This is a genomic window from Calothrix sp. NIES-2100, assembly GCF_963875285.1.
Taxonomy (GTDB): domain Bacteria; phylum Cyanobacteriota; class Cyanobacteriia; order Cyanobacteriales; family Nostocaceae; genus Aulosira.
On the sequence record NZ_CAWNLA010000001.1, the window covers coordinates 14,362 to 29,157 of the forward strand.

Consider the following 14,796-nt stretch of genomic DNA (forward strand, 5'->3'; position numbering starts at 1 on the left):
TTGCACCGCTTTCACAGCTACATCAGCACGCATCTTGTCGCTAGTTTAGGGTTTGATAACTGGTAAAATGGGCTATTCAGCTTCGCCAATCAAGGTAAATGCAGCCCAATTTATGGGTTGAGAATATTTCTGCATAGTTGTCAGCATAGCTTTGTGTAATGCAGTGGCTTTGTCAAGCTTTTGTTGCAGATTTTTATAGAATTCTGTCATTAAAAATGATGTGGAATTATCATCAACTGCCCATAAAGAAACGATGACACTGGGGACACCTGCGCTAATTAAGGAACGAGATAAACCGATAACACCATCACCAGTAATGCGTCCGCGTCCGGTATCGCAAGCACTGAGAACGACCAAATCTGCACTTAGGTTGAGGTTTAAGATTTCTTCGGCGGTGAGTAAACCGTTATCTTTACCAGAGGGTGCAAGAGCGATCGCACTTCCCAATCCCCGGTTATCATCAAGTAAACTATGGGTGGCAAAGTGAATAATTCCTGCTTGCGAAATCTTCTGTAAAATAGCAGTTTTACTCGCTTCATTACCTGTCAGTGCTTGAGTTTTCAGAATTGAAGCAATATCTTTAGCTTCCTTTTCCGCCCAAGGTAAATTATTTAATTGTTTAGGGGGTTTTCCTGGTTCCAACTCCACTTTTGGCATCGTTGGATTACCTACAATTAGAGACTTGGCATTTAACGTTTCTACACGTCGTTTTTGCTGGGATGTGAAATCTAATACCTGAATTGATGGTGCAGTGAGGATCGTGTGTTTTTCAATTAAGTATTTATCTGGTTCATATTGCAGCGCTGGGAAAGGAACAAGAAACAACTCACCTTGAGGGATAAAGATAACTCGGTCATTGGGGTTACGGGGTAAAATGTCTGCAATGGGTTTTATTAACAAGTCATGGAGTCGCTGTAAGCGTTTAGGTTGATTTGCTCCCTCTGCTGCTGAAATTTTGATACCACCAGCATCGCGAGTCTTGATGTCTATCACACCCATTGATAGACGAGTTTTGTCAACTAATTGCTTTAAAGTTAGCTTATCTTGTTGCCACAAAGGCTTAAGATCGCTTCGATGAAATGTGACTTCACCTGTGGGTTTAATTACCCAAATATATAGTTTAGAATCTTGAGTTTGCGGTTTACCATCAACTTTGAATTCATCAGTAATAATTGAATATTGAACCAGGGTTGCATTTTCGTGTTTGGCAATTTGTTTAATCTGTTCAATATTCAGTGCAGTAACTTTTGATTGTTCTGTTTGATTAGGCGATAATCGTTTATTGAGTAAATCAATAAAAGCTCTTGCCCGACCGCGTTCAGATATTTCTAAGGCTTCAGCCATTTTATTCTGAGCAATTAAGACTTCTTGTAGCAAGCGGTAGGTGCGAGCTTGTTTTTCAAAGATAGATATTTTGTTGGCATCGTCTAATTGAATGCGGAGGTTTTCCCAAATAGCGATCGCATCTCGTAAATGTTTTTCAGCTTCAGGGAGTTTGCCTGCTTGACGCAGGGCATTGGCAAGATTATTTAAAGCATTGCCCTCTGCTTCTTTATCTTCATTTTGTTGTGCTTTCGCTAAACTTGAAGAATGAAACTCAATCGCCTTTGTGGTATCGCCCAGTGCCAGGTAAACATTACCTAAACCTCCGAGTGCTTCACTGGGAGTAAATTCGGCAGCTTCTTTGTAATATTGAATAGCTTTGTTATAGTCGCCTAAAGAATAGTAGACAATTGCCAAATTAACTTTAGTTTTAGCAACACTAGAGGCATTATTGTCAATAGCTAATGCTTGTGATAAGTCTTGAATTGCTTCGTTATATTTACCTTGAGCAATGTAAATATTACCACGACTTTGTAAAACTTCTGCTTTGAGTTGTGTGTCTTGGTACTGCTCTAGAATTTTTAAAGCGTCATTGTAATACTTAGTTGCTGTTTCATAGTCAGCTAAGGAATTGTAAACATTTCCGAGATTGGCAAGATTATTAACTTGTCTTTGAGGATAGTTGAATTGTTTGGCGATCGCTAAAGCATCATTGTAGGATTCGATAGCTTTTGTGTAATCGCTGAGGCAATAATGAGCGTTACCGAGTTGTTCGAGGATGACAGCTTGGTTTTCGTTGTCGGAGATTTCTTGATAGATTTTTAGAGCTTTTTGCCAAGGATCGAGTGCTTGGGCGCAGTTGGGGGCGTAGAATTGGCGATCGCGTAGTCTGTCTGCTTCAGCTTTCGGGGAAGATGGGGGATTTGGTGAACTCAAAATAGCGAGTTGTTTGCCATTTGTATCCCATACACGGGCAGTTCCGTCTTCAGAACCAGTGACAATTAATTTACCATCTCGACTCAAATAAGCAGTGTTGATTTTGCCCTGATGTCCTCTTAGTTCAGCTATTAGCTTGCCAGAACTATTTAATATACGGGTATTTCCATCATTATCGTTCTTAGATTCAGCGATTATTAGTTTTTCATCAGGGTTGAAAGTTTCTAAATTTTCGTTGGTTTTACCTATTAGTTTCCCAGAAGTTTCCCAAATATAGGCTGTATTGTCATCTGTTTGAGCGATGATTCGTTTTCCGTCTGGGCTAAAACTTGCAGCAATAACCGACCCTTGATGTCCCTGAAGTATCGCCAATTGTTTGCCATAAGTATCCCAAATACGTGCATCTTCACCTGATGTGGTGACAATTAATTTACTATCCGGGCTAAAAGTAGCACTTCCAACCCAAAACTCATGTCCTTGTAGTTCTGCTCGGAACTTACCTGAGACATCCCATAGACGAGGAGTATTATTTTCCATAACAGCAACAACCATCTGTCCATCTGGGCTAAAATTTGCACTCTTGACCTGTACTTCAGTTCCTTCTTGAAGTACGGAGGTTAATTTGCCCGACAAGTCCCAAACACGAGCAGTTGTATCTTGTGATATGGTTACAATTTTTTTACCATCTGGACTGAATCTGGCGTTGTTATTCAATCCTCCTTTGAGTTCAGCTACTAACTTACCATTAGAGTTCCATACACGGACGGTGTTACCATTGAATGCTGCGACAATCAGTTTACCATCTGGACTAAAACTTGCACTTTTGATAAAAGCTTTACCAGCACTATTGACAAAATGCTTACGATCAAAACCAGTGAGTTCTACTAACTTTTTACCTGATAAATCCCATATATTCACAGTGTCATTATTAGATACAGTTAATATTCTCTGCCCATCTGGACTGAAACTTGCACTATCCCCTGCCCCCCAAAGCTCTTTAAGCTGTTTAAATTCTTTTCGTAATTTACCATCTATATTCCATAAAATAGCTGTATAAGTGTTTCCCTCAGTAGAGGTATAATTTTTATCATTAAACATAGTGATGATTTGCTTACCATTGGGGCTGAAAATAGCACTGGTTAATTCATTCTGATGTCCTGTTAGTAATACTAATTGTTTACCATAAATATTCCATAAACGAGCAGTTTTATCCTCAGATATAGTCACTATTTCTTGTCCATTTGGACTAAAACTAGCTTTTGTGACTATAGCCTCATGCCCTTTTAATTCTGTGATTAACTTGCCGTTTATGTCCCAAACACGGGCAATATCATCGACGGAAGTAGTTACAATTCGTTTTCCATCAACGCTAAAATTTGCCTCTTGCCCTTTGAGTTCTGCTACTAACTTGCCAGAGATATCCCATAAACTAACAAAACCATTTCTATAAGAAGTAGTGACAATTCGCTTGCCATCAACGCTAAATTTCGCAGTGTTTCCCCCTTCAAGTTCAGCTAACAAATTCCCATAAATATCCCATATACGGCTGTTGCGGTTGCGGTAAGTAGTAAGTATCTTCTGTCCATCAGAACTAAAATTCACCCCGTCAGTTACACCTCTCAACTTTGCTAATAGTTTACCTGATATATCCCACACACGGGCAATGCCGTAATCAGAGTAGACAATCACACGCTGTCCATCAGGACTAAAGCTTATATAAGCTTCTGTAATCCGGTTTTTTAAGCGAGAATCAGGGTCAATATAATTGGAAAAAGGTGTGTCAGGCAACTTAAATTGTGGGGACATATTTTCAGTCAAGTACCAGACACGAGCAGTATAGTCGTCGGATGCAGCTACTAATTGTTGTCCATCAGCACTAAAGTTAGCACTAGTTATTTTTCCTTGAAATCCTGTAAGTTCTGCTAACACATTACCAGACAAATCCCACACACGAACGCTTTTACCAAAGGGAGCAAACAGCCTTTTTCCATCTGGACTAAAATTAATACCATCAGGGAATAAACTACCTTTAAAAGTTGCTAACAAATTACCTGATGAATCCCACACGCGGGTATTTTCATCTGAAGCAGTTGCGACAATATGCTTTCCATCTGGGCTAAAAATGGGAATATTGGTATAATCTTGAGGGCCTGTCAGTTCCGTTATAAAATTACCATAAACGTCCCAAATCCTAGCAATATTGTCTTTGGAGACGGTAACAATTTGCTTGCCATCGGGACTAAATGCAACGCTACTTGCTCCAGGGTATTTAATTTCTGTTAATAAATTGCCAGACAAATCCCAAATATTAACAGTTTTGCTTGTGAAACTCACAAATCTCTGTCCATCAAGGCTCAAAGAATACCCGTTTATTTTTGTTACTAGCTTGCCGGAAGTCTCCCACACATGATAGCCATCATCTCCTGTAGCGATAATTAGCCGTCCATCAGAGCTAAAACGAGGACTTTGAATCAAATTTTCGTAATCTATTATTTCTGTCAACAAATTGCCCGATATATCCCATATATGAATAGAACCTGGGGAACAGGTAAGAATTAGCTTGCCATTTGGACTGAAACTCGCGGCTGTAACAGTGTAATTATTTTCTTTAAGAACTGCTACTAGTTTTTTATTAGCGATGTTCCAAACCCTCGCCGTACCATCTTCTGCTGATGTTACAATTAGCTTGCCATCAGGACTAAAACTTGCGCTCCTTAGCTCTTTCTGGTGTCCTCGTAACTCAGTCAAAATTATATTTTGTGTATCCCATAGCCTCGCTGTACCATCATTTGCTGCTGTTACAATCCATTTACCATCGGCACTAAAACTGGCACTATTAACACCACCAGTATGCTGTTGCAACTTGCCTACTAACTTCCCTGATGATTCCCATATCAACGCAGTAAAATCAACTGATACCGTAACTATCTGCTGTCCATCGGGGCTAAAAGTGGCATTCAGTACACTATTCTGATGTCCTCGTAATTCTGTTAACTGTTTCCCCAATATATCCCACACACAGCCAGTTTTATCATCGGAAGCAGTTACAATGCTTTGTCCATCAGGACTAAAACTTGCACTCCAAACAGTATCTTGATGCCCTTTTAATTCCGCTAATAACTTACCAGACACATCCCAAACACGCGCTGTTTTATCAGCAGAGGCAGTAACAATGCGTTTGCCATCAGGGCTGAAATTCACGCTGTAAACGCTACTTTCATGCGCTTTAAATTCCTTTAGCTGTTTGCCTGATAAATCCCATAACCGGACAGTTTTATCTGCACCTGCGGTAACTATCTGTTTTCCATCCGGGCTAAAATTAGCACTATAAACATTACCTTGATGCCCTTTTAACTCAGCTAGCTGTTTGCCCGAAATATCCCAAATACGGGCAGTACCATCAAAAGATGCCGTGACAATCAGCTTTCCGTCAGGACTAAAATTAGCACTTTTAACATTGCCTTGATGCCCTATTAATTCTGCTACCTGCTTTCCAGCAAAATCCCAAACACGAACAGTGTTATCAGCACCAGCCGTGACAATTAACTTACCATCAGGACTAAAACTAGCGCTGTTGACGCTACCCTGATGTGCTTTAATTTCCCTTTCCTGGGCGAAGTAATCAATAAAACTACCAGAGACAGCCTGAGTTTGCTGATGATTTGATGTTTGCGCTAACACCTGGGGTGCAAACAAAAATCTAGAGAAATTCTGCGGCCATGTCGGTGCAATTGTTACCAGAAAAGCACTCAAAGCGATTAAAATGATTCTGCTTGTGCGTAGGCGTAGCCAGTCGTAGACATCGCGCATAATTCTCATACTAATCAGGGTAAAAGCTGCCCAATCTCTGGGATTTAGATATTTTTTCATATTTGCTAGCATCCCATGACACCAGCTTGATCGATGAAACCGGGTTGGTAAAAACTCTGAACAACCCAGTTGTTACATCAGCCATCAGAATTGTGCAATCCTTTAGCTAGCTTCTATCTCTTTAATGGCGCTATCTGCTTTTTGAGCTAAATCTAGTTTGTTTTCTTGTTTAAACAGTGTGGATGCTTTGCGTAAATCAGCGTAGACGCGTAGCGGCTTGTCGTCAGACATCGCCGCTGGTTTATCTTGTAAAACATAATTGGTAATCCCGCGAAAATAGTAGGCTAAAGAAATATCGGGAGTAATTTCTAAGGCTGTATCAAAATCCGATTTTGCTGATTGATATTGTTTTAAGTACATCTTGGCAGCACCTCTGCCAACATAAGCATAAATATTTTTCGGTTCAATCTCCAAGACTTTGTTAAATTCATCTATGGCTCCTTGATAGTCTTCTTTTTCTAAACGCTCAATTCCTCGTTTGAGATCGGCTTCAGTATTATTTTCAGCATTTGAGTTAGGAACTTGTGCGGTGACTTTTGAGGCTAGTATTTGTTGATTATTGAACAAGCTTTTGGCTTCAGCTTTGGGAGTATGAATCAATGTTGCTAATGCGATCGCGGCTACTGCTAATTTCCTACCTTTCATTGCTATGTCTCCTAAAATACTAAGTTTCCAACTAGAAGAGAAGTTAACTTGCTAGCTTCTCACCTATATATCTCTGAGGTGTTGGAGGATATGCAAAAATTTGGCTAACTGATATCTTGCACCTACACCTAATAAGGTGAGGCTATACAAACTAAGCTTATCTACGCAAGCTAAAATTTTTGATTTTTCGTGTTGTTGATAAAAATATATGTTTATTAAAAATGCCAAAAATCAGTATTAATACTTTAGTGCAGTCCCCCGGACGCTCGATGATTCGCTAACAACGGAAACAGCCTAGATGGGGACTGCTGACGCTACGCACAGTCGCTACCGCTACGCTAACAGCGCAGGGCTGCACCATCTGCCTTTTTAGCAATTATTTTACATTCTGCCTCCAGGATGCTCTTCAAACACCTTTAGGCAGATGACGCTCACCAGTAAATCAGTATCCAATATATCTGAGGCGGGTAATATCTGGCAGCGGGAGAATGACAGCATGAGGTGGCAAGCAATTTGGAAATTATTCCAAGAGACTTTTAAGGAATGGAGTGAGGATAAAGCCTCACGATTAGCGGCAGCATTAGCTTATTACACAATTTTTTCGATCGCACCATTGCTGATTATTGTGATTGCGATCGTCGGTGCAGTATATGGTGAAGAAGCAGCTAGGGGTGAAATTGTTAGACAAATCCAAGGTTTAGTTGGTACACAAGGGGCAGAATTTATTGAAACAGCTATCAAAAATGCTAACCAACCACAGACTGGAAGCATCGCCTCAATTATTAGTATTTTCGTTCTGCTATTAGGTGCTACTGGTTTATTTAACGAGTTACAAGATGCTCTCAACACGATTTGGGAAGTCAAGCCAAAACCAGGAGCAGGCATGAACAATATGGTTCGCCAACGCGCTTTATCTTTTGCTATGGTTCTAGGAATTGGATTTCTCCTGCTAGTTTCTTTAGTAATTAGTGCAGGTTTGACAGCGCTGGTAACTTTCTTTAGTAACTTATTACCAGGTTTTGATTGGATTTGGCAATTTGTTAACTTTCTCTTAAGTTTTGCGATCACTACAATACTATTTGGACTAATTTTTAAAGTTCTACCAGATGTCAAAATCACCTGGAATGATGTGTTAATTGGTGCTTCTATCACCTCCTTGTTATTTTCTATTGGTAGGTTTTTGTTAGGACAATATCTAGGTAACGGTAGTTTTGGCTCAACCTATGGTGCTGCTGGTTCACTAGTAGTAATTTTGGCTTGGATTTATTACGCTGCTCAGATTCTCTTTTTCGGGGCTGAATTTACCCAAGTTTATGCTCGCAGATATGGTAGTGGGATTATCCCAACTAAGAATGCTGTACCCTTAAATCATCCTGAAACACAAGATGTTGAGCCTAATCAAATGAGGCGGACTGCTGGTCATAAAAGACCAAAATCTAACATTCTTAATCGCATTATCAGGTCATTTAGCAAACCTAAAGGGATAAAAAATCGCAAAAGAAGTTAGAGGATGTCGGAAAATCATTGGGGTTTTATTAAATATTTGTGAACCCAGCATTATGACCCTTAAAAAGGGGGATTTTTCCATAATTTCACCCCTTTTTTACATCATATAAGCCAGAGCTTAGAGGTTGTTTGAAAAGTGGTTGGCTGTGATTATAAGCACTTATTTATCCCCCCTAGCCCCCCTTAAAAAAAGGGGGGAATCTCTCAAAGTCCCCCTTAAGAAGGGAGATTTAAGGGGATCTAGAATTTTTTGCTACCAACAAGAGGACTTTTAAAACATCTTCTTAGAAGGATATGACGATGAGTTACAGGTTTGCTAGGTAAAAATGAATTATTCTGGCTTTTTATGCCATTCCCCATCATCACCTTTTTCGTAATCGCGTTTTACTGCACTCCACGCAACACGAAATGCTGGTTCTTCTGCACTATATTCTGCTAAAGCATTGTTAAATGCAGCCAGAAAAATTTCTTGGGCGTGCTTTGGTAAATGCGCTCTGACTGAATCTGGTAAATCGTCAATCTGTTGATAAGGCATATATTACAATCCTCTATCAATTTTTGGATGCTAGACGATACGAAATATATCTGGATTTTGTCAGCCTAGAGTCTACAAGTTAATGGTTTGTTGTTGAAAGTTTGATTGACTATCCCAGTAATCAACCCTGCTGATTTTCACCTTGAGCAAAGCGATATCAGATTCATCCAATCCTTGAGGAAACCAAGCTTCGAGTTCTGGCTTCCATAGCTCTTGCATCTTATTACGGTCTTGTAAAAGTTCTGCAATTCCTGATAGAGAAATATATCGCTCATCTTCGGCAGATGTGAAGCTGAGATTCACTTGCTGATGATGCTCAATCTCAAATACTTTATGAGTACTTGCATTGGTAAAAAACCAAAGTGTCCCATCTGCTTGAATTTCGCTAGTCTGGTTCATGGGGCGACTGTGTAAGCTGCCATCTTCATCGACTGTGGTTAACATAGCACAGCTAATATCTTGAATCAGTTCATGCAGTTTATCTATATGCTGATTTTGGTTTGTAGAAGTTGTCATTTATCTTACTCTGTGAGTGGATATTACTGGTGAAACTAAATGGCTATAGTGGGGAATTTCTTATTTCAGTATTTACATTTTTTCTGAATAATTGCGTGAGCCTAAAGATATACTTTTGCTGAGCTTAAATTGCTCGCTGAGAAGCATTAATAATGTGGCGATCAAAAAAAGTGATTTTCTAACTTATGATGTAAATTATTTATCTGCCAACTGGCTGATGAAAACTAATTGATATAATGCAGGAATGGTAGTATTCCATCCACACCAAAATCAGTTGAGCAAAACTTATGCAAGTTAAAGAACAACATTCAGAATATGTTGACGCAGCTTTGACCAACGACATGCCAACAGTTACAAGTTCTGAGCCGGGAAATCTATCAACGCTAGCAAGTGCTGATACATCTAATGATAAAGTCTCAGAAATCAGCAGCAAGATTTCAGATTTTCTGGAAAGTTTGCCACAAAATATTGTTAGTTTCTATAACGAATATAGGCTACCGGTTGTTAGCTTTGCTGTGCTGGTTGCAGTGATGACTGGTCTGAGAATATTATTGGCAATAACAAATGCATTAAATGATATTCCGTTTGTTGCTCAATTTTTTGAATTGATTGGATTTGGTTACGTAACCTGGTTTGTCTTGCGCTTTTTTGTGAAAGCTTCTACGCGCCAAGAGTTAGCTGGAGAAATTGACATGGTGAAGAAGCAGATTGCAGACGAAAATGCTTCCTAATTACATGGTGCGATCGCGAGTATAGACAACGCAGAGGGGATAGCTGTGGAGGGTTCCCTCTGTGCGCGATCGCTCGCTATAATTCAGTATATCTGCCAGATTTGAGTATGATATGAAATCAAACTAAATTTCTTCAACATGCAACAAGACTCAGTATTTATTATATTTCTGGCCTTCGGGTTTCTCTGGCTGCTGATGGGAGTTGGCGGTTGGATTGCATTTCTCAAATCTGAAGGTGAGGAGATTAAGGTAGGGAAATGGGGCTTGATAGTTGCTATCCCGATTTTAGTCCCGATAATTATTGCCTTAATTATTGGTGTAATTGAGCGCTGATCTGAGTCGGATTTGGGACTGGCAGTAATTAAATTATCCCATGAATGACCAAATTATTTCTCCTCTACCTCCTGTGCTTCCTCTGCTGACACAGCGATGGGATATTCTGTTAGTCGGAAGTACTTTTCGCCGCCTCAAGCTGTAATCGAATTGGTTGAGCTTGTCTTTGAGAATACAATTGATCGCAATACATCGCCCAAGCAGCGCCAAATAAACCACTCATCGAACCTGCGATCGCCGCAACCACACCCCATCCTAATAACCCAGTCCAGTTGGTAATCTCTTTCAGCAATGCTGTACTGACTTTGCTGACAAAGTAAGCTGTTCCGGTCGCGGCGATTGTTACTAATCCCAACTCTGCTAAAATCTCCACAAGTTCTTTTTGAGATAAGTCTTCCTCAAAATAAATTTTCCAGATCCTGGTGTACATGAGAACATCAGACGCAGTTAAAAGTATTTGTTTGGGAATTTCTCCACCAGGGATTGGCACTGCTGAGGCTGTACTATTACCCACAGCATAAGTTGCGATCGCTAAAGCAGCGTCTAATCTTTTTTGACCCTGATTACTCACAGTCCTGTCTCCATAATTATTTAAATCTATTGTGGCAATTTAACACCTACATTAAGCCCAAATCCTTCAAACTAAGTCGTGTAATCTCAATTCGTGCAGGTGCATCTTCTGGTTTTTGTAGGTTAATATTCGTTGCAAAAAAATACACATTGTTATTCTGTTCTAAATAACCGACAAACCAACCAATTTCTGGTTTACTACTGGTTAACCATCCCGTCTTTCCCCTGAGTGTGTAGTCTGGAGTTTGTTCACGCACCATGATATCTTTGACAAGTTCCATTGTCCGTTTGGAGAATGGTAAATCACCTTGATACAATCGTTGTAAGAAATTAATTTGCTCTTTGGGTGTAATTTTCAATGGCCCTTGTAGCCAGAAACGATCAATATCTGCGGCTGTACCAATTTGACGGTTGCCATAGCCAACTTTGTCAATGAATTGTTGCATCCGTTCATATCCAGATCTACGTGCTAAGACTTGATAAAACCAGACTGTGGAATTCTGGAAAGCTTGACGCAAATTTGTATCCTGATTCCAAGCGTCTATTTCTCGATGAATCCCATCCCAAGTCAGGATAGCCACATCATTGGGAAGAATTCCAGTTTCTAGCGCCACCAGCGAGTTGAAAATTTTGAATGTGGAGGCGGGAACCATTGCCGTGGCGTTGCGTTGCGGATTATGTTCGTAGGTACGATTATTTTTTAAGTCGTAAATCAATATCGAACCTTCCAGCCCCAATTTTTGGAAGTGTCGCCCTAAATTTGGTGTTGTGACAGCGACTATTGTTGCATCAGCGGCGGTTACAGAAGATGGCGCTAGAACTTTGATTGTTCCCGAACTAACCGTAATCACTAAAACAAGGCATCCAATAACTGTGAAGATGAGAGATTGCACTCGCCACATGGGAAACAATATTTTTCTCCTTGCAAATGGAATGGAACTCTTAAGGGGATACTAAATTCGCGGCTGCACGTACAGCAGTTGCGATCGCATTTTCCACAGCAATATCTTTCTGGGGATAGATGATATTTTCCGAAACAGTACGTTGTGCAACTACACCACAAACAGCCGCCGCCGCAAATTGATACACTCCCGCCATTTTAAATAGGGTGCCACATTCCATTTCATAGTTCAAGATATTCAAGTGGCGATATTCTTCTGTAATGCCTTGCAGCGATCGCATCAAATAGGGATTAGCTGAATCTGTGCGTTCCTGTCCTTCGTAAAATGTATCTACCGAGGCGGTAATTCCCCAATGATGCTCAACACCTAACTCTTGGGCTGCTTTCACTAACGCAACTGTGAGAAAAGGATCGGCGGCGGCTGGATACTCCACAGGCGCGATATCATTGGCTGCACCTTGGCGACATAATGCGGCGCTGCTAATGACAATGCTACCAACCGACACATGCGGTTGAATTGAACCACAAGTACCAATGCGAATAATTTTCCGGATACCTACTTGTATCAACTCATTCACCACAATACTTAAAGAAGGCGCACCCATTCCACTAGTAGCAGATAAAATCAGGCGATCGTTAGCTAAATATCCCATATAGGTATTAAGTCCCCGATTCTCCGATAATAATCGCACATCCCGCAAATGTGTTTGCGCAATCAGACGCGCACGTTCCGGATCACCAGATAACAACGCGATTTCTGGCGGTGAGCTACCTAAGTCTTCTTGCCCAAAACCAATATGATAGAAGCGTTTACCAGTCATAGTTTCTCAAAATATTTACAAAAAACTAATTGTTATATAGCAGTCCGAGTTTGATATGAACAACAGGAGAGATGTTAGTAATTTTTACACGTATAGCTACATAACCTAATAAATACCTGTATAAAAGTCTGGAAAATATTGTTGTAAACCACATCTCTTTTGATAAGCATAGTTTTAAAAGTAGTGGGAGCATCTTGCTCCCTGCTATTCTTAGCGGGCTTTCCGTCCCGCACTACTCCAGGTTTCAAAATGGACGAGGTTTAGATCATTATTAATCACAAAATTTATCTTTCTCTTTCATCCCAACCACCGAAAATTCATGAATCTAACTGTAATAATTAATACTTTTGGTTTTAGCCTGGATAGCCTTGCCAGTCAAACAAAAGTATATTTCAAGACAGAAAAACTCCATGTTGCTCCTGAATCTCAAAACTGAAGTCATGCATTCAACAAGCACGCTTGCTGACTACAAACCATGAAAATGAATTTGGTGGACTACTAGTCGAAAGTTATATTTTTTTGTCAAAATCAATTTATTTTCTCTATTAGTTTTAAGATGGAAGTTTATAACCTTAGCGAAGATATTTTCTACTAGGCTTGTAAATTTGGCAAAACGACAGGAGTCAAATTACTCAATTCAAATCTAATGTTTCAAACAGGAGATGGACTGTCATGCCGCAACAAAATGCTGCCGAACTTTTTAAAACAGTAAAACAAGATCAAGCATTAAAGCAAAGACTGAAAGCCACATCAAATCCAGAAGCCTTTATCCAAATTGCTAAAGAGCGTGGCTATAATTTCACAGTCGCAGAATTAGAAGCAGAAATTACGAAATTATCTGAAGAAGATTTAGCAGCTATTATCAATCCTGGATGGGGCCCTAGACAGCACATTCATCCTAGATAATTCTGCATCTAAGCGATTGAAAGATTGATTAATAATTGCAAATCCAGACTCCTCGCTTATGCCGTAATCCCGCCGTCACCCTCGAAGGGTGCGGCTAATCGAACATGAGCTTACCTTTGTGGGCTAAAGAAATTGAGCTTGCTTGCGCAAGGTTTGTAACGACAGCCCCAGGTTTATAGCCTGCGGGCTTTATTTTGGGTATGCGAGATAAAGTTGTTCTATCTTAATTGAGAAGTCAGACCTACCATTTGCCAGTAGCGTCTTCAGTCGGGTATCTAACTTCTCACAAATAATTCAGGACTTTGGGTAATGAGAATTAGGGATGATAAGTAGGCTGACAGAATTAATTACACAATGTCATTGCGAATGGAGCGTCAGCGGAATGAAGCAATCACAGGGGTTGGGATTGCTTCACTTCGTTCGCAATGACTGTAAACATTTTTGTCCGGCTACTTAGCCTAGTTGTGTGATTAATCATACCCAATGCCCAATACTTCTCTTCTCCCAAGGGGAGACGCTACGCGAACGAGACGCTCCGCGTAGCTTGCTTCCCGTAGGGTACGACTTGCGAGAGTACAAGTGCCCAATGCCCATCTTCCTATTCTGAAGAACTCCCATCTCGTCGCCCTAGTTCATAAATGCCAGAGCTAATACAAGCAAGTATACCGGTACTGATGCCCCAACTAGGGCCTAAACTGATTTCTAAACCCCAGTGGACTAAAGCACCCACAACCAGAAAAGGCACAATACTAAACAAAGAAGCGTAAAAAGCGTTTTGGGATTCTCTAGCTTTGCGAGTTTTTTCAAATTCTGATTTGCTAGTATACAGCGATCGCTCGGCAAAGTTAAACCAACGGTTGAGTTGTTCAATTACCCATTCACTGACTCGGGAAAAAGCTAAGTATAGCGCCAAAGACCACAAACTCGCTCCTGCGATCGCAATTGTGTCCAATTCAAACTGGAAGGGCCAAATATCTGTCAGCATAGTTTGTCGGGGTCTTGTAAAGCCATTATTTTATTTATAAAGCTTTGATAGATGCTAAATTAATCTTTTAAGTAAATTAACTTAACAGCCTTTTGCCGGATTGGCAACTCTCTTGAGAGTATATTATCTCAGCTATGACTTGCTTTTGAACTCTTAATGTATGAATTAGCATCACAAACACATCCGTGAAAACCAGCAAAAACCTATAATATTAAATA

Annotated in this window: 12 protein-coding genes; 4 read left to right on the plus strand and 8 right to left on the minus strand. The window is 40.2% G+C overall.

Annotation, left to right across the window (positions count from 1 at the left end; translation table 11 throughout):
• Nucleotides 1–72: 72 nt before the first annotated feature.
• Nucleotides 73–6,129 carry a CHAT domain-containing protein gene (locus AACU32_RS00075; protein WP_339377353.1) on the minus strand — a complete coding sequence of 2,019 codons (6,057 nt, stop codon included), beginning with the start codon at nucleotides 6,127–6,129 and terminating at the stop codon, nucleotides 73–75.
• Between the two features lie 102 nt (nucleotides 6,130–6,231).
• The gene (locus AACU32_RS00080) at nucleotides 6,232–6,774 is read right to left on the minus strand and encodes a tetratricopeptide repeat protein (RefSeq protein ID WP_096596678.1); all 543 of its coding nucleotides are present in this window, start codon (nucleotides 6,772–6,774) and stop codon (nucleotides 6,232–6,234) included.
• Nucleotides 6,775–7,270: 496 nt separating this feature from the next.
• Between AACU32_RS00080 and AACU32_RS00085 the strand changes: the two genes are divergently transcribed.
• Nucleotides 7,271–8,281, plus strand: coding sequence for a YihY/virulence factor BrkB family protein (locus AACU32_RS00085; RefSeq protein ID WP_096596680.1), 1,011 nt, complete (start codon nucleotides 7,271–7,273; stop codon nucleotides 8,279–8,281).
• Nucleotides 8,282–8,611: 330 nt separating this feature from the next.
• Here AACU32_RS00085 and AACU32_RS00090 read toward each other — a convergent pair whose 3' ends face one another.
• Together AACU32_RS00090 and AACU32_RS00095 are read right to left on the minus strand one after the other, a co-directional pair.
• Nucleotides 8,612–8,815, minus strand: coding sequence for a ChaB family protein (locus AACU32_RS00090; protein ID WP_096596683.1), 204 nt, complete (start codon nucleotides 8,813–8,815; stop codon nucleotides 8,612–8,614).
• Nucleotides 8,816–8,887: 72 nt separating this feature from the next.
• Nucleotides 8,888–9,331: a pyridoxamine 5'-phosphate oxidase family protein gene (locus tag AACU32_RS00095; protein WP_096596685.1), complete on the minus strand. Its 444-nt coding sequence runs from the start codon at nucleotides 9,329–9,331 to the stop codon at nucleotides 8,888–8,890.
• A gap of 287 nt (nucleotides 9,332–9,618) precedes the next feature.
• Between AACU32_RS00095 and AACU32_RS00100 the strand changes: the two genes are divergently transcribed.
• Nucleotides 9,619–10,062, plus strand: a complete 444-nt coding sequence (locus AACU32_RS00100; protein WP_096596686.1) for a CAAD domain-containing protein — start codon at nucleotides 9,619–9,621, stop codon at nucleotides 10,060–10,062.
• 138 nt (nucleotides 10,063–10,200) lie between these two features.
• Nucleotides 10,201–10,395: a hypothetical protein gene (locus tag AACU32_RS00105; RefSeq protein ID WP_096596689.1), complete on the plus strand. Its 195-nt coding sequence runs from the start codon at nucleotides 10,201–10,203 to the stop codon at nucleotides 10,393–10,395.
• A gap of 109 nt (nucleotides 10,396–10,504) precedes the next feature.
• On the opposite strand, the gene AACU32_RS00110 is transcribed toward AACU32_RS00105, so the two are convergent.
• Genes AACU32_RS00110 through AACU32_RS00120 form a run of 3 tightly spaced genes read right to left on the minus strand, consistent with a single transcriptional unit; the run spans nucleotide 10,505 to nucleotide 12,687 of the window.
• Nucleotides 10,505–10,966 (minus strand): hypothetical protein, encoded by a 462-nt coding sequence (locus tag AACU32_RS00110; protein WP_096596691.1) that lies wholly within the window; start codon nucleotides 10,964–10,966, stop codon nucleotides 10,505–10,507.
• 46 nt (nucleotides 10,967–11,012) lie between these two features.
• Nucleotides 11,013–11,867 carry a class D beta-lactamase gene (gene blaOXA, locus AACU32_RS00115; RefSeq protein WP_339378661.1) on the minus strand — a complete coding sequence of 285 codons (855 nt, stop codon included), beginning with the start codon at nucleotides 11,865–11,867 and terminating at the stop codon, nucleotides 11,013–11,015.
• 40 nt (nucleotides 11,868–11,907) lie between these two features.
• Complete coding sequence (locus tag AACU32_RS00120) at nucleotides 11,908–12,687, minus strand: nucleoside phosphorylase (protein ID WP_096596695.1); 780 nt, start codon at nucleotides 12,685–12,687, stop codon at nucleotides 11,908–11,910.
• Nucleotides 12,688–13,359: 672 nt separating this feature from the next.
• Here AACU32_RS00120 and AACU32_RS00125 point away from each other — a divergent pair.
• Entirely contained in the window at nucleotides 13,360–13,593 is a 234-nt protein-coding gene (locus tag AACU32_RS00125; protein ID WP_096596698.1) for a Nif11-like leader peptide family natural product precursor, read from the plus strand.
• A gap of 598 nt (nucleotides 13,594–14,191) precedes the next feature.
• On the opposite strand, the gene AACU32_RS00130 is transcribed toward AACU32_RS00125, so the two are convergent.
• Nucleotides 14,192–14,578 (minus strand): hypothetical protein, encoded by a 387-nt coding sequence (locus AACU32_RS00130; RefSeq protein WP_096596700.1) that lies wholly within the window; start codon nucleotides 14,576–14,578, stop codon nucleotides 14,192–14,194.
• Nucleotides 14,579–14,796: the final 218 nt, after the last annotated feature.